This window comes from Thalassospira sp. CA1, from assembly GCF_059052855.1.
The window spans coordinates 249,330-266,156 of record NZ_JBZCIA010000003.1 but is presented as its reverse complement, the minus strand read 5'-3'; the positions used below and the strand labels follow the sequence as shown (position 1 = coordinate 266,156).

At 55.8% G+C, this 16,827-nt stretch carries 12 protein-coding genes; 11 read left to right on the top strand and 1 reads right to left on the bottom strand.

From position 1 onward, the window contains the following. Positions 1-61 precede the first annotated feature (61 nt). The 10 genes from AC5Q5A_RS08035 to ftsY all read left to right on the top strand — a co-directional run bounded on the left by AC5Q5A_RS08035 (position 62) and on the right by ftsY (position 15,454). On the top strand, positions 62-7,354 hold the full coding sequence (locus AC5Q5A_RS08035; protein WP_493894913.1) for a beta strand repeat-containing protein: 7,293 nt from the start codon (positions 62-64) through the stop codon (positions 7,352-7,354). A gap of 159 nt (positions 7,355-7,513) precedes the next feature. Continuing rightward, on the top strand, positions 7,514-7,648 hold the full coding sequence (gene rpmH / locus AC5Q5A_RS08030) for a 50S ribosomal protein L34 (protein ID WP_007091264.1): 135 nt from the start codon (positions 7,514-7,516) through the stop codon (positions 7,646-7,648). Positions 7,649-7,652: 4 nt separating this feature from the next. After that, complete coding sequence (gene rnpA / locus AC5Q5A_RS08025; RefSeq protein ID WP_493894912.1) at positions 7,653-8,114, top strand: ribonuclease P protein component; 462 nt, start codon at positions 7,653-7,655, stop codon at positions 8,112-8,114. Continuing rightward, positions 8,111-8,419, top strand: coding sequence for a membrane protein insertion efficiency factor YidD (yidD, locus tag AC5Q5A_RS08020; RefSeq protein ID WP_008891489.1), 309 nt, complete (start codon positions 8,111-8,113; stop codon positions 8,417-8,419). Before rnpA ends, yidD begins: the two co-directional genes overlap by 4 nt. 45 nt (positions 8,420-8,464) lie before the next feature. Next, complete coding sequence (gene yidC, locus AC5Q5A_RS08015; RefSeq protein WP_286791606.1) at positions 8,465-10,171, top strand: membrane protein insertase YidC; 1,707 nt, start codon at positions 8,465-8,467, stop codon at positions 10,169-10,171. 71 nt (positions 10,172-10,242) lie between these two features. Then, positions 10,243-10,905, top strand: a complete 663-nt coding sequence (yihA, locus tag AC5Q5A_RS08010) for a ribosome biogenesis GTP-binding protein YihA/YsxC (RefSeq protein WP_008891491.1) — start codon at positions 10,243-10,245, stop codon at positions 10,903-10,905. Positions 10,906-10,944: 39 nt separating this feature from the next. Next, entirely contained in the window at positions 10,945-11,874 is a 930-nt protein-coding gene (gene argB / locus AC5Q5A_RS08005) for an acetylglutamate kinase (RefSeq protein ID WP_008891492.1), read from the top strand. 150 nt (positions 11,875-12,024) lie between these two features. Then, positions 12,025-13,047, top strand: coding sequence for a GGDEF domain-containing protein (locus AC5Q5A_RS08000; protein WP_493894911.1), 1,023 nt, complete (start codon positions 12,025-12,027; stop codon positions 13,045-13,047). A gap of 227 nt (positions 13,048-13,274) precedes the next feature. Continuing rightward, complete coding sequence (mtaB, locus tag AC5Q5A_RS07995) at positions 13,275-14,522, top strand: tRNA (N(6)-L-threonylcarbamoyladenosine(37)-C(2))-methylthiotransferase MtaB (protein WP_063087291.1); 1,248 nt, start codon at positions 13,275-13,277, stop codon at positions 14,520-14,522. Next, complete coding sequence (ftsY, locus tag AC5Q5A_RS07990; protein ID WP_064782180.1) at positions 14,519-15,454, top strand: signal recognition particle-docking protein FtsY; 936 nt, start codon at positions 14,519-14,521, stop codon at positions 15,452-15,454. The genes mtaB and ftsY overlap by 4 nt, the downstream gene beginning before the upstream one ends. Positions 15,455-15,566: 112 nt before the next feature. Here the strand turns inward: ftsY and AC5Q5A_RS07985 are convergent, their stop codons facing one another. Continuing rightward, a complete protein-coding gene (locus AC5Q5A_RS07985) occupies positions 15,567-16,301 on the bottom strand; it encodes an SDR family NAD(P)-dependent oxidoreductase (RefSeq protein WP_493894910.1) in 735 nt (244 codons plus the stop codon). Between the two features lie 84 nt (positions 16,302-16,385). Between AC5Q5A_RS07985 and AC5Q5A_RS07980 the strand changes: the two genes are divergently transcribed. Beyond that, the gene (locus AC5Q5A_RS07980; protein ID WP_493894909.1) at positions 16,386-16,751 is read left to right on the top strand and encodes a winged helix-turn-helix transcriptional regulator; all 366 of its coding nucleotides are present in this window, start codon (positions 16,386-16,388) and stop codon (positions 16,749-16,751) included. The last annotated feature ends 76 nt before the right edge of the window (positions 16,752-16,827 follow it).

The following is a 16,827-nucleotide window of genomic DNA, read 5'->3' as shown; positions in this document are numbered from 1 at the left end:
CTATGGTATAGAAGTGTGGGATAGGCCTATCCTGTTCCGCACTTTACGGAGAATGGGTTAGATGGCGGACGACGCGCGCGATACTGAAAATTCCCGCTCTGACGATGGTCGGAGCGATCTTGACCACCAGGCCTCGACAGAGGATCTGGAGCGTTCGCTTGGTCAGGATGGCGAGGGTGATGAACTGGTCGAATTGCACGACGACCAGGACAGTTCCGCGCGTCCGCAGGAACAGGAGTTGGGATCAGTTCATTACGGCACCCAGATCCGAAATCCGCAAGGCGAAGAACAGCAAGCGTTCCAGCGCCAGAACGCCGCTGCCCAGCGCCAGGAACGTGCGCAGGCCAGAGAGGCCACCGAACAACAGACCATTTCCCTGAACGAAACGGCCGAGATCGAAAACAATCTCGATACCGGGGCTGACACATTCCAAAGCAATCTTGGATCAGACGGGGCCGATGACCTGTCCCTGCAATCGGAGCCGAGCACGGTTGATTTGCCGGAAATCCCGCTTGCGACCAATGATACCAACGCGCTGCGCGGTGAGCGCGAAGAACCTGGCCTGGGTACGGACGAAGGTCTTCGGCCCGATTTCATTCCCCCCGTTGAACAAGCAGCAGCGCCAGAAGCCGCGGTTGCCGAAGACGAGCTTGAAGAAGACGAGCTTCTTCTTGAGGATGAACTTGATACCGAGGACGAGCTCGAGGTCGAAGACCCCAAGGTCGCTGATGCGCCGTCTCTGAGTGCGGATGATGTCACGGGTGCTGAAGACAGTGCCATTGCCCTTGATCTGTCGGCATCGCTCAATGACCTTGATGGCGGCAGTGAAACGCTCACCATCAAGATTTCCGGTTTGCCCGACGGTGCTGTTCTTTCGGCTGGTACCGATAATGGCGATGGCACATGGACCCTCACGCCGGGACAGCTGAGCGGTTTGACCCTGACGCCGCCCGATAATTTCAGCGGATCGATTGATCTCGACATATCGGCAACCAGTCGCGAAGCCAATGGCAGTGTTGCGAAAACAAACGCCAGCTTTACCGTCGACGTCACAGGTGTTGCGGATGGCGCAACGCTTGATGTTTCCGATGCCAGTGGCGCTGAAGACAGCGCGATCACGCTTGATATCGATACCGAACTTCTGGATGGCAGTGAAAACCTTGCGATCACCATTGAAGGTGTGCCGGATGGTGCCACGCTGTCTGCCGGGACGGATAATGCGGATGGCACCTGGACGCTGAGTTCGGATCAACTCGAAGGCCTGAGCATCACGCCTGCGGAAAACTTCAGCGGCGAAATCGATCTCTCGGTCCTGGTGTCGACCACCGATGGCGATGATACCGCCGTTGTGATGCAAAACCTCACTGTTGACGTCGAAGGCGTCGCCGATACACCGACGCTGTATATCAGCGATGCATCCGGCAACGAAGATTCTGCGATTGCGCTTGATATCGATGCTGGCCTTACGGATTCCAGTGAAACCCTGACAATTACGATCTCCGGCGTTCCGGATGGAGCTACCTTGTCGGCCGGAGCCGACAATGGTGACGGCACCTGGAAGCTGAGCTCTGAGCAACTTGAAGGGCTGACGATCACGCCAGCGGAAGACTTTAGTGGTTCTTTCGATCTCGGCGTGACCGCAACCTCTGCCGATGGATCAGATGTTGCTACGACAACTGGTAGCATCAAGGTGGATGTTGACGGTGTTGCGGATGCACCGGCTCTGGATGTCTCAAACGCAAGCGGGAATGAAGACAGCGCCATCGCGCTTGAAATTGATGCGGGCCTGACTGACAGCTCCGAGACACTCACCGTTACAATCAGTGACGTTCCGAATGGGGGTACCTTGTCGGCTGGTACCGACAACGGTGATGGAACTTGGACACTGAGTTCAGATCAGCTTTCAGGTCTGACAATCACGCCACCAGAGGACTTCAGAGGTTCGTTCGAACTTGGGGTTACTGCAACCTCGGCTGACGGTTCGGATGTTGCGACAACGACCAGCTCAATCACCGTTGATGTCGCCGGCGTTGCAGATGCGCCGACGCTGGATCTGTCTGATGCGACAGGCAACGAAGACAATTCAATTGCATTGGACATCGATGCTGGGCTTACCGATAGCTCAGAAACTCTCACGGTCACGATCTCAGGCGTTCCGGGCGGTGCAACCTTGTCGGCAGGTATCGACAACGGTGACGGCACATGGTCGTTGAGCTCTGATCAGCTTTCAGGTCTGACCATCACGCCACCAGAAGACTTCAGCGGATCGTTTGATCTGGGTGTGACGGCGACGTCCGCTGATGGCTCCAATGTTGCTACGACCACTGGTTCGATCACGGTTGATGTTGCCGGTGTCGCAGATGCGCCGACACTAGATGTCGCAAATGCAAGCGGTTCTGAAGATAGTGCGATCGCACTTGATATCGATGCTGGCCTTAAGGATTCCAGTGAAACCCTCACAATTACGGTCTCAAGCGTTCCGGATGGCGTGGCCTTGTCTGCTGGTACTGATAATGGTGACGGCACGTGGACGCTGAGCTCTGAGCAACTTGAAGGTCTGACGATCACGCCGCCTGAGGACTTCAGCGGTTCGTTTGACCTTGGCGTAACGGCAACCTCGGCTGACGGCGAAGACGTCGCGACAACGACCAGCTCAATCACTGTTGATGTTGCTGGCGTTGCAGATGCGCCGACGCTGGATACTTCTGATGCGACAGGCAACGAAGACAATGCAATTGCACTGGACATCGATGCCGAGCTTACTGATAGCTCCGAAACTCTCACGGTGACGATCTCTGGGGTTCCCGGCGGTGCAACCTTGTCGGCAGGTGCCGATAATGGCGACGGTACTTGGACGCTGAGTTCTGATCAGCTTTCAGGTCTGACCATTACGCCGCCAGATGACTTCAGCGGTTCGTTTGACCTTGGCGTGACGGCAACGTCGGCTGACGGCGAAGACGTCGCGACGTCGACAAGTTCGATCACCGTTGATGTCGCTGGCGTTGCAGATGCGCCGACGCTCGATCTCTCCGATGCAAGCGGCACCGAGGACAATGCCATTGCGCTGAACATCGACGCCGGGCTGACGGATGCCAACGAGACCCTAACAGTCACAATCTCTGGTGTTCCGGGCGGTGCAACCTTGTCGGCTGGTACCGATAATGGCGACGGCACATGGACGTTGAGTTCTCAGCAGCTTTCAGGTCTGACCATCACGCCCCCAGAAGACTTCAGCGGTTCGTTCGATCTGGGCGTGACTGCGACTTCGGCAGATGGATCGGATGTTGCGATAACGACTGGTTCGATCACGGTTGATGTTGCTGGTGTTGCGGATGCACCAGCTCTGGATGTCTCAGGCGCAAGCGGTAACGAAGACAGCGCCATCGCGCTTGATATTGATGCAGGCCTGACTGACAGCTCTGAGACACTCACAGTTACAATTAGTGGCGTTCCGAATGGGGGGACCTTGTCGGCTGGTACCGATAATGGCGACGGCACATGGACGTTGAGTTCTCAGCAGCTTTCAGGTCTGACCATCACGCCCCCAGAAGACTTCAGCGGTTCGTTCGATCTGGGCGTGACTGCGACTTCGGCAGATGGATCGGATGTTGCGACTGCCACCGACAGCATCACCGTCGATGTTACTGGCGTTGCCGATGCACCGACGCTGGATGTGAACGATGCCTCGGGGAATGAAGATTCGGCCATCGCGCTCGACTTTGATGCGGGTTTGATGGACAGCTCTGAAACGCTAGCCATCACCATTAGTGGTGTTCCGGATGGCTCAACCCTGTCAGCTGGAACGAACAATGGCGATGGCACATGGTCGCTGGAACCGGGTCAGCTTGAAGGCCTGACCATCACGCCGCCTGAGGATTTCAGCGGATCATTTGATCTGGGCGTGAGGGCAACGTCGGCAGATGGCGAGGACGTCGCAACGACGACCGGTTCTATTACGGTTGACGTCACTGGTGTTGCAGATGATCCGACGTTGGATGTTTCTGACGCCAGCGGCAATGAAGACAGCGCGATTGCCTTGAACATTGACGCTGGTCTCGCGGATTCGAGTGAAACGCTGACCATAACGATTAGCGGTGTGCCAGAAGGTGCGACGCTGTCGGCAGGGACAGACAATGGTGATGGCACCTGGACTCTGAGCAGTGATCAACTCGAAGGTCTCAGCGTTACGCCCCCGTCCGATTTCAGTGGCAGCTTTGATCTTGAAATTACCGCGAGCACGCAGGACGGAATTGATATCGCATCGGTTACCGACACCGTCATGGTTGACGTTGCCGGCGTTGCAGATGCTCCGACGCTGGATGTCGCAAATGCAAGCGGTTCTGAGGATAGTGCAATTGCACTCGATATCGATGCCGGTCTTACGAACAGTTCTGAAACACTGACGGTGACGATCTCTGGCGTTCCGGAAGGTGCTGACTTGTCGGCTGGCACTGATAATGGTGACGGCACCTGGACGCTAAGCTCTGAGCAGCTTGCAGGTTTGACGATCACGCCGCCTGAAAACTTCAGCGGTTCTTTCGACCTCGGCGTGACGGCAACTTCTGCGGATGGCGAAGACGTTGCGACCGCGACCGGTTCTATTACGGTTGACGTGACTGGTGTTGCGGATGCGCCGACGTTGGATGTCAGTAATGCATCTGGCAGCGAAGATTCGGCGATCGCGCTCAATCTTGATGCAGGTCTTGCGGACAGTTCTGAAACGCTGACGGTGACGATCTCCGGCGTTTCGGATGGTGCGGCCTTGTCTGCTGGTACCGATAACGGTGATGGCACATGGACGTTGAACCCTGAGCAACTTGATGGTTTGACGGTGACCCCGGCTGAGGATTTCAGCGGGTCGTTCGATTTGAGTGTTACGGCGACCTCCGCCGACGGCGAGGACATTGCCAGTGCGAGTGATACGATCACGGTCGATGTTGCCGGGGTTGCCGACACGCCGACATTGGATGTGTCGGATGCGTCTGGTTCGGAAGACAGTGATATTGCGCTTGATATCGAGGCCGGGCTTTCGGATGCCTCGGAAGTGCTGTCAGTGACAATTTCGGGTGTGCCTGAAGGTGCGCGCCTGTCTGCGGGTACCGATAACGGTGATGGGACCTGGAGTTTGGCAGCGGCAGACCTTGCAGGGCTGACATTGACACCGGCAGAGGATTATTCCGGCGCGTTCGATCTGGATGTCACTGTGACCGCGACCGATGGCGCCGATACCTCGACGATTAGCGATACCATTACAGTGGATGTTGGCGGTGTGGCGGATACGCCAAGCCTTGATGTGTCCGATATTTCTGGCAACGAAGATACGGATATCGCGCTTGATATCGATGCCGGGCTGAGTGACAGCTCCGAAACCATGACGATTACGGTGTCCGGCGTGCCAGACGGGGCGAGCCTTTCGGCCGGTACCAACAATGGCGATGGCACCTGGACCCTGAGTGCTGGCGACCTTGAAGGCCTGACAATTACGCCTGCGGATGACTATTCCGGCGCGTTTGACCTTGAAGTCACCGTGACCTCGACCGATGGCAACGATACCAGCAGTGTGAGTGATACGATCACGGTGAATGTCGCTGGCGTGGCGGATACCCCGACCCTTGAAGTCGAAGACGCAAGTGGCGATGAGGGAACCGCCGTTGCGCTTGATATTGATGCGGCGGTCACGGATGCCAGTGAGACCTTGACGGTTACCGTCAGTGGCGTGCCGGATGGCGCGACCTTGTCAGCCGGTACCAACAATGGCGACGGCACCTGGACGCTGACATCGGCACAGTTGTCGGGCCTGACCATTTCGGCGGCCAGCGATTATGCCGGCACGTTTGAACTGACCGTTTCGGTCCAGTCGCGCGATGGCGACGATACCGCAACCACCACAGCCATTCTTGAAGTTACCTTTGACCCCGTTCAGGACGGCGATGAAGTCATCTGGGACCCGAACGATGATGGCGTGATTGAAACCGGATCCGGGAACGATACGGTCGGCGGCAATGATGGGGATGACACCATCAGCACCAATGCCGGGAACGACACGATTTGGGCCGGCAACGGTGATGACGTGATCTATGCCGGGGATGGCGATGACAGTGTTACCGGTGATGGCGGTAACGACACGATCTATGGCGGCGGTGGCAACGATACGCTGCACGGTGGCGAAGGTCGCAACACCATCGATGGCGGCACCGGCAATGACTATATTACAGGTGGCAGCGACCGTGACACGATCAGGTCCAGTGCCGGTGACAACATTGTTTATGCCAGTGAAGGCCAAAACTATATCGAAACTGGCGCCGGTAATGACAGCCTCTATGCCGGAAGTGGTGACGACACCATTCTGGGCGGTGATGGCGACAACTATGTCAGTGCTGGTGAAGGTCGGAACGAGATCACGACCGGATCGGGGGATGACAGCATCCTGGCCGGAAGTGGCAACGACACCATCAGTGCCGGGGATGGCGACAACTATATAAATGTCGGCGAAGGCAAAAACACCATCGCATCCGGGATCGGTGATGACACCATCATGACCGGATCGGGCGACGATGTGATTGATGCCGGTGATGGCAATAACGCCATTACCGCTGGCGAAGGCCGCAATACCATCGACACCGGCAGTGGGGATGACAGCATCACCACCGGAAGCGACAAGGACACCATTTCGGCTGGTGACGGTAACGACAGCATTGATGCCGGTGACGGTCGCAACACCGTCTGGGGCGGGGGTGGCGATGACTCGATCCACGGTGCCTGGGGGGATGACACCTTCTATGGTGGCGATGGCAACGATATCCTGAATGCTGATGGCGGTAACAACGTGTTTGACGGCGGTGCCGGGGACGACACCCTGACGGCTGGTTGGGGCGACGACACGTTCACTGGTGGTGCTGGTAACGATACGCTTGATGGCGGCGGTGGTGACGACAGCCTTGATGGTGGTGACGGCAATGACCGCCTTCTGGGGGGTGCAGGCAGTGACATGCTGCTTGGTGGGGCTGGCAACGACATCCTGCTGGGCGGTGAGGGGGATGACACCCTGATCGGCGGCATTGGCGATGACAGCCTTTATGGCGGGGGTGGATCGGATCTGTTCATCTTCAACATGGGCGATGGCAATGATCATGTGGATGGTGGTGCCAACGGATGGACCACCGATACCATTGAATTGCACGGGGCCGGCGGCGGCAATATCGACTCGAGCGACTGGACCCTTGTCCTTGATGAGGGCGAGATTACCAAAAGCAAGGGACACTCCCTTGAACTGTCCACCGATTCGTCGGGAACAATCGTGTTTTCTGACGGTTCCGAGTTGACATTCTCCAATGTCGAACGTATCGAGTGGTGACGAATTCGCATTTCGGATGCCGTCGGGACGAAATCCCGGCGGCATTGCCGGTTTTCTGGGGGTAAATGCCCTGTCACGAGTTGACAGCTCTGGTGTGAAGCCCTATACAGCGGACCTCGAATTTTATCGGATTACCTTATTTAGAACGGAGTAAGTGCAGTGAAGCGCACCTACCAGCCAAGCAAACTCGTACGGAAACGCCGCCACGGCTTCCGTTCCCGCAGCGCGACCGTCGGTGGCCGCCGTGTGCTGACCGCACGCCGCGCCAAGGGCCGCAAGCGTCTGTCGGCCTAATGTCGTGACCGTTTCGGTGGAACGCCTTAAAAAGCGGGCGGAGTTTCTCCGTGTTGCGGGCACCCGCCGGAAATGGGTTACACAGGGATTGATCCTGCAGGGCGCACCGCGGCCGGGGATCAAACCGGACACAGAATACGCCGGTGAAGACCGACTCGTACGAGTCGGGTTTACCGTCACCAAAAAGGTGGGAAAGGCCGTCGTCCGCAATCGCGTTCGGCGGCGTTTGCGTGCTGTGGCAGAGCAATTGATGAGCGAACACGCATTGCCCGGTTGGGACTATGTTGTGATCGGTCGTGCGCAGACCATTGATCGGCCGTTTGACAAGCTGATTGATGATATGCGTTTTGCCCTGCGTCGGGTTCCTGATGCCAAGCCGTCTGCGCCTGATGCGCGTCGTCCAAAAAAAGGACGCGCCAACAGCAAGTCAGTCGGTTCGACGAAGGCAGGAGGCCCGGGAAAATGACATTCATGCGTGCTCCCGGTTTTTTTGCCCGTCTTCTTCAAGTCGCAGTTCGCGGCTATCAGCTGTTTTTGTCGCCATATATCGGGTGGTCGTGCCGTTATCAGCCGACCTGTTCGGCTTTTATGCTCGAAGCATTGGCCCGTCATGGTGCATTAAAAGGCGGCTGGATGGGATTTAAACGGATAATGCGTTGCCATCCATGGGGTGGTCATGGTTATGATCCCGTGCCCGGATGTGGCTGTGAACAGAACAAAGCGTCGTCGGATGGTGAAAACCGGTCCCCGGCGCTTTCGTCATGTAAATAGAATATGCGGTCGGCACCTGCTGGCTGAAAAAAGCGGAAAGAGGCGATGAACGAACAACGTAACCTGTGGGTAGCAATTGCATCAGCAGTTGTGATTCTTATCGGGTGGCAATTCTTCTTTGCGCCCGAGCCTGGTCCTCAGGTTCGTGAAGCGCAGGTTCGCGAACAGCTTAATGCGGACGGAACCAACGCGCCGCAGGTATCCGGTCCGGCCGTGCCGGGTGGTCAACCCGCTGTTCCGGCTGTTAAGCGCGAAGACGCGCTGGCCAAATCGCCACGAATCAAGATTGATACCCCGCGCGTCGAAGGTTCGATTCGTCTTGTCGGCGGTGTGATCGATGACATTCAGCTTCAGGATTACCGCGAGACCGAAGAACCGGACAGCCCGCTGATCCACGTTCTGAACCCGACCGGCAGCAACGATGCCTATTTTGCGGAGTTCGGCTGGGTCGGTGCGAAAAGCGGTATGGCGCTGCCAAGCAGCGACACCCAGTGGACCGCAGACAAAGAATTGCTGACACCAGACAGCCCGGTCACCCTGACCTGGGACAACGGTGAAGGCCTGACCTTCAAACGTGAAATCGCGATTGACGAGAACTATCTGTTCACCGTCAACCAGTCGGTGGTCAACAATACCGGCGGCGATGTCGTTCTGTATCCCTATGGCCTGATTTCGCGCAAGAACAAGCCGCAGACTGCCGGGTTCTATATCCTGCACGAAGGTCCGCTTGGCGTGATCGACGGTACGCTGACCGAGATCGATTATGACGATCTGGCTGATGACGGTGCGATCGAACAGAAAACCACCGGTGGCTGGCTTGGCATTACCGACAAATATTGGCTGGTTGCGCTGGCACCTTCCTCCGACGAGGAAATGACCACGCGCTTTAGCCACCATGTTGCGGAAAACGCCGACAAGTATCAGACCGACTACCTTGGTGCCCCGCGCACGATTGCGGCCGGTAGCGAAGGCGCTGCCGAGACGCGCCTGTTTGCCGGTGCCAAGGAAGTGACCCTGCTTGATACCTATGCCGAGGATTACGGGATCACCAACTTCGATCTCGCGATTGACTTTGGCTGGTTCTACTTCCTGACCAAGCCGTTCTTCCTGTTCCTGCAGTATCTCTATCATCTGGTTGGCAACTTTGGCGTCTCGATCCTGATCATCACGGTCATCATCAAGGCGATCATGTTCCCGCTGGCCAACAAGTCGTACAAATCGATGAGTGCGATGAAAAAGCTGCAGCCGCAAATCACCGAGATGCGCGAGAAGTTCAAGGACGACCGTCAGCGTCAGCAACAGGAAATGATGGCGCTTTACAAGCGTGAGAAGATCAACCCGGCTTCGGGCTGTCTGCCGATCATTGTGCAGATCCCGGTCTTCTTTGCGCTGTATAAAGTTCTGTTTGTCAGCATTGAGATGCGCCATGCGCCGTTCTTTGGCTGGATTCAGGATTTGTCGGCACCCGATCCGACCTCGCTGTTTAACCTGTTTGGTTTGATCCCGTGGGATCCGCCGCAGATGCTGATGATTGGTGTCTGGCCGTTGATCATGGGTGTGACCATGTATCTGCAGCAGAAACTGAACCCGGCGCCGGCTGATCCGACCCAGGCGAAGATCATGATGTTCCTGCCGTTCATCTTTACCTTCATGCTGGCAAGCTTCCCGGCAGGTCTGGTGATTTACTGGGCGTGGAACAACCTGCTGTCCATCGCACAGCAGCGCTACATCATGTACAAGATGGGGATTTAATCCCCATCTACCCTTCACGGGTTGACCTTCCCTTCGGGGAGCATCCCCGACAGATCGGGGAAGGAAAGACGATGACACAAGAAAACCTGCCGTCGGCAACTGCAATACCGACGCATGAAGACTCAGTGATCGAAGCCGGGCGGAAGCTTTTTAGCCGCCCGGTTAACTTCGTTCTTGGCGTCGCACAGCTCGAACAACTGCCGCCGGAAGACAAAACAGAAATCTGTTTTGCCGGGCGTTCAAACGTCGGCAAGTCCAGCCTGATCAACGCGATCACCGGCCGTAAGGACATTGCGCGCACGTCAAACACGCCGGGCCGGACCCAGCAGTTGAACTATTTCGATCTTGATGGTGCGTGCTATATCGTGGATTTGCCGGGCTATGGCTTTGCCCAGGCACCCAAGGATATCGTTGATACGTGGCATGCTTTGATCAAACAATATCTGCGCGGGCGTGTAACGCTGCGCCGTGTGTTTGTTTTGATTGATTCCAGACATGGCTTCAAGAAGGCTGATCTGGATATGATGAAGCTGCTTGATGAGGCTGCTGTGCCTTATCAGGTTGTGCTGACCAAGGCAGACAAGTTAAAAAAGGGACAGCTTGAAAAACGCATCAAGGAAGTGGTCGACGGGTTGATCAAACACCCGGCAGCCCTGCCGCAGATTTTTGCGACTTCAAGCGAGAAGAATACCGGCCTTGCCGAATTGCGGGCAGAAATATCCACCCTGCTTTGATCCCGGCAGGCACATAAAGCGACAATATGGGGAAGTGACATGAACGACCAAACCCGTTCTGAAGAAGACCAGTCGGAAGCCAGCGCATATCGCATGCTGGCACGTGCCCAGGTACTTTCCGAGGCTCTTCCCTTTATGCGCCGCTTTAACGGGCAGAAAATAGTCGTCAAGTATGGCGGCCATGCCATGGGTGATCCTGAACTGGCGCGTTTGTTTGCCCAGGACATGGTGTTGCTCAAACAGGTCGGCATGAACCCGATTGTTGTGCATGGTGGCGGACCGCAGATCGGCCAGATGCTCAAGCAGCTTAATATCCAGTCGGAATTCGTTGATGGCTTGCGTGTCACCGATCAGCAGACCATCGATGTGGTCGAAATGGTTCTGGCCGGCAAGATCAACAAGGAAATCGTATCAAACATCAATGCCGCAGGCGGCGTTGGCGTTGGTCTGTGCGGCAAGGATGCCAACCTGATTACTGCACGTAAACTGACGCGGACCAAACGCGATCCGGAAAGCAATATCGAGAAGGTTCTTGATCTTGGCTTTGTCGGCGAACCGGTGAAGGTTGATCCGCACGTTCTGGATTGCTTTATCGACACCGACATTATTCCGGTCATTTCACCGATCGGCGTTGGTGAAGACGGTCAGACCTATAATATCAACGCAGATACGGCTGCCGGTGCGATTGCAAAGGCCGTTGGTGCCAGCCGTCTTTACATGCTGACCGACGTAAAAGGGATCCTTGATCAGAACAAGAACCTTGTACGGGACGCCGACACCGCCCACATCAATGCAATGATTGCGGATGGCACCATTCAGGGCGGAATGATTCCCAAAACCGAAACCTGCATGGATGCCGTTGAAAACGGGGTCGAAGCCGCCGTGATCGTTGATGGTCGCGCACCACATGCAGTTTTGCTGGAACTGTTCACCGAACGCGGTGCAGGCACAATGATCAGGGGTAACTAAAGGTCGATATCAAACCACCACTTTAGGTTAGTTTATTTCGACCTATATCTGGCTCCGAAGGGCAATTTGGAGTATGTTGAGGCAAATCGGTATGCATCAAGCGCATAACGCATTGTCTTTGCGAATGAAAACAAGCCCGGAGCACCCGTTGTGACCACAGCGGAAAAACAGATTTCCCGTCATTGGGATTTTGCTGATGCGACCCTTAAGGCGTTGCGCGAGCGCGGCCTGCGCCCGACACCCGAACTGTATCATGTTTGGTTTGTCTATTTTGCCGAGGAAAACCCCGAAATCCTGCGCGTCATCGATGCTGTGCAGGCCAGCGGGGAACCCTTGGCCGAGGACACGCTTCTTCAGTTGTATTACCGCTATATCTTTGACCGTCAGGCCGCAGACTTCCTGCAGCGCGGGATGGAAGACTTTTCCGAGCTTGTTGAAAGCAGCGATGAATGTCTGACAACCGCGCGAAGCGGGTTTCAGGATTATGGTGCGCTGCTGACGCGATCTCTTGATACGCTCAAGGATCATCAGCAGGTCAGCCCGGTTCTAAGCGAGATCATCGAAAAGACCGACGAGATGCAACACACGGTCGAAGGCCTGCATCAGCGCCTTGATCAGTATCTTGGCAAGGTCGAACGGCTGCAACGCGAACTCGAAGAAACCCGCGAACGATCCTATACCGACGGTCTGACGCGTGTTTCCAACCGGATGTATTTTGAAGAACAGCTCAACCTGCTTGTTGCAGAGCACGACTCGTCAAAACATCCCGAGCCATTCTGTGTGATGATTGTCGACCTTGACCAGTTCAAGGCGATCAATGACCGCTTTGGTCACCGCATCGGGGATGAAATCCTTGTCCTGATTGCGTCGATGTTGAAGGCCAATATCAAGGGGCGCGATGTTGTCGCGCGCTATGGCGGTGACGAATTTGCCATCCTGCTGCCGCAGACGCCGCTGGTCGATGCCATGTCACTGGCAGATGACATGAGCAAACGCATTGCCGAACGTGAAATCAAGGCGAAGCAATCGGGTGTCTCGTTTGGTCAGATGACCATATCAATTGGTGTTGCGGAATATGTTGCCAAGGAAGGCGGCGCGAAACTGATTGACCGCGCCGACGGCGCGCTTTACCGGGCCAAGAAAGAAGGCCGCAACCGCAATTTCGCGGCCTAAGCAGCCTTTTCCAACCTTTGATGTCAGTGACAGACGATGATTCGCGCGCCCGATGCATGCGTGCCATGAGGGCCGCGGACTTGCATTGAAGCGTTCAAAAGCGTATGTAACCAGCGCCCGGCAAGGATCAATGTCCTTGCCGGGCGTTCCGCACTTGCAGCATCCTTTTTGAATTGCGCTGGCGGAATAATTCCCAAAACCGAACTTTGGATCGCAGAAGTCCGAGCATGAAAGAGCCGCGCGTCGTCACATTTGGTTGTCGCCTTAACACCTATGAATCCGAGGTGATGCGCGACCATGCCAAAAATGCCGGACTTGATGATGCCATCATCATCAATACCTGTGCCGTCACGACCGAGGCCGAACGCCAGGCACGTCAAAGCATCCGCCGTCTGCGCCGCGAAAACCCGGACGCCAAGATTTTCGTTACCGGCTGTGCTGTTCAGGTCAATCCCGACAAGTTCGCCAATATGGGCGAGATCGACCGCATTTTTGGCAATGACGCCAAGATGAAGGCCGAAACCTTCATGATGCCCGAACATGAACGGGTCGTGGTCAACGACATCATGTCGGTCGAAGAAACCGCAAGCCATCTTGTATCGGGCTTTGAGGGGCGCGCGCGCGCCTTTGTGCAGGTCCAGAATGGCTGTGACCATCGCTGCACGTTCTGCATCATTCCTTATGGCCGTGGTAATTCACGCAGTGTGCCGATGGGGGAAATCGTCACCCAGGTCCGTGAACTGGTTGCCAACGGTTATGGCGAAGTGGTTCTGACCGGGGTTGATATCACATCCTATGGCCATGATTTGCCCGGTAAGCCGACACTGGGGCAGATGTCGCGCCGGTTGTTGGCACAGGTGCCGGAACTGCCGCGCCTGCGCATTTCATCAATTGATCCGGTCGAGGTGGACGAAGACCTGTTTCGTCTGATCGAAACCGAACCGCGCCTGATGCCGCATATGCATATCAGTTTGCAGGCGGGGGACGACATGGTGCTTAAGCGCATGAAACGCCGCCATCTGCGTCAGGACGTTGTCGATTTCTGTAAAAAGGTCCGCGATCTGCGCCCGGATGTGACGTTCGGGGCCGATATCATTGCCGGTTTCCCGACCGAAACCGATGAAATGGCGGAAAATACCCTGCGTCTGGTTGATGAATGCGGCCTGATTTATCTGCATGTCTTCCCGTATTCCTCGCGCCCGGGAACGCCAGCGGCCAAGATGCCGCAAGTGCCCAAGGACCTGCGCAAGGAACGGGCAAGTGCCCTTCGCGAAGCAGGCGAGATACAGCTTAACAAGTTCCTGCAATCGCGCATCGGCATGACCGAGAATGTGTTGGTTGAAAAGGAAAATACCGGCCATACGGAGCATTTTGCTCCCGTTCTGCTGGATCGCGTGATAGAAGCGGGCACGATAGCAAAGGCCAAAGTCACCGGCCTTGAAGATGGAAAACTGATAGCGGAGCTTGCGGGATGAGTGAAGAGGGGAAAAAAAGCTGGTTTAGCCGCCTGAAAGACGGGCTGAAACGGTCCTCCTCAAAACTGACCACCGGCATTTCCGATATCTTTACCAAGCGCCGTCTTGATGATGACGCGCTCGAAGAATTCGAAGACCTTCTGATCACATCAGACCTTGGCGTGACAACCGCCGCGAAACTGAGCGCGGAACTGTCCAAGACCCGGTTTGACAAGGAAGTCGATTCCGCCGAAATCCAGGAATTCATCGCCGAAGAAGTTGCCAAGATCCTTGAACCGGTCGCACAGCCGCTGGTGATTGATGCCAACAAGAAACCGCATGTGGTGCTGGTGGTTGGTGTGAACGGATCGGGCAAAACCACAACCATCGGCAAGCTTGCCAAGACATACAAGGACCAGGGCCTTAAGGTCATGATGGCCGCGGGCGATACGTTCCGTGCGGCTGCGGTCGAGCAACTTAAAGTCTGGGGCGAACGCACCGATTGTCCGGTGATTGCGCGTGACACGGGGGCCGATGCAGCAGGCCTTGCCTTTGATGCGATCGAGCAGGCCCAGCGCGAAGGTTATGACTTGTTGCTGATTGATACGGCCGGTCGCCTGCAAAACAAGGCCCATCTGATGGACGAGCTTAAAAAGATCGTCCGCGTGATTAAAAAACGCGATGAAACGGCACCGCATGACACGCTTCTTGTGCTGGATGCCACCACGGGCCAGAACGCGCATTCACAGGTCGAGACCTTTGGCCAGGCAACCAATGTGTCGGGTCTTATCGTGACCAAGCTTGATGGCACAGCCAAGGGCGGCGTTGTCGTCGCACTGGCCGAGAAGTTCGGCAAGCCGGTTCATGCGATTGGCGTGGGTGAGTCCGCCGAAGATCTCCGCCCGTTCGAGGCCAAATCCTTTGCCAGAAGTCTTGCCGGTCTGGAAGACTAAGAAATCTCTATCTTGTGCATTCGGTCGCCAAGTTGGATTTCACAAGATCACTGAAAAGATAGCAGGGGCGACTTTGCAGACGGCGAGGTCGCCCCTTTGCATTGGGTTTGGGTTATATCTGGGCGTAACCGCCATCGACGAAGACCTCACTGCCGGTCATGAAGCTGCTGTCAGCTGATGCAAGGAATGCTGCGACGGCGGCAACTTCTGTCGGATCACCCATGCGTTCCAGTGCGGTTCCGTTGCTCAGCCCCTCGATTATTTCCGGGTTCAGGAGTTCGGCGATTTTGTCAGTTTTGGTCGGTCCGGGGCTTAGCACATTAACGCGAATGGAAGTGCCTCGAAGGTCCTGCGCCCAACTGCGTGCAAGATTGCGGACCGCAGCCTTTGACGCGCTGTAGATGCTCATGGCGGGGGTGCCCATTACCCCGGTGGTCGAGCCCGTCAAAATGATCGAGCTTCCCGGTTTTAGCAGAGGCAGGGCCTTCTGCACGGTAAAGACTGTCCCTTTCACGTTGATATCAAAGGTGTAGTCAAAATGTTTCGACGTGATTTCGCCAAGAGGGACAAGCTCCCCAACCCCGGCATTAGCAAACAAGACATCAAGCGTTTGGCGTTCTGTCCGGATTGTCTCAAACACGCGGTCGAGATCTTCCGGGTTGGTAATGTCAGCTTGAAGCCCGCGAACAGAGCCGCCGATTTCTTTAACAGCAGACTCAATAACGTCCTTGCGGCGCCCCGAGATGTAAACAAACGCACCTTCGGCAACGAAACGCTTTGCCGATGCGAGGCCGATGCCGCTTGCGCCGCCAGTAATCAGAACTGTCTTTCCGTTGAGTTTGGTCATCTTTCTGGTCTCCAAATTTAAGGTTGACCAAAACGATATGCATGAACATACTTTTTAACAAGTATGCACCTTTTAGTAAGTACCATGTCAGATCATACAGAAATACCAACGCAGCCGTTCATCTGTGGTCTTGATGCCGCCCTTCGCGTGATTGGAGGCAAGTGGAAGCCATTGATTTTGTTCTTTTTGGCGAAGGAACCAAGGCGCTACGGCGAGCTGAAGCGTTGTGTTCGCGGTGTCAGTGATAAAATGTTGATCCAGCACCTCAAGGAGCTTGAGGTTGATGGTGTCATCGTGCGCACCGACTATCAGGAAATTCCGCCACGCGTTCTTTATGAGCTCTCCCCCTTCGGTTTCAGTTTGGCAGATGCTCTGGTCCCGCTTTGTCAATGGGGGGATGAGAACGCTGAAGTTATTGAGGAAAATCTGAGTGCGAGGCTGGGTGGCTGATATTCTGCCTAAGGCAAGCTTGCAGGGACGTAAGGCCCCGTTAGCACGGAGTCGAAAAAGGCAGCCTGATGAGGCT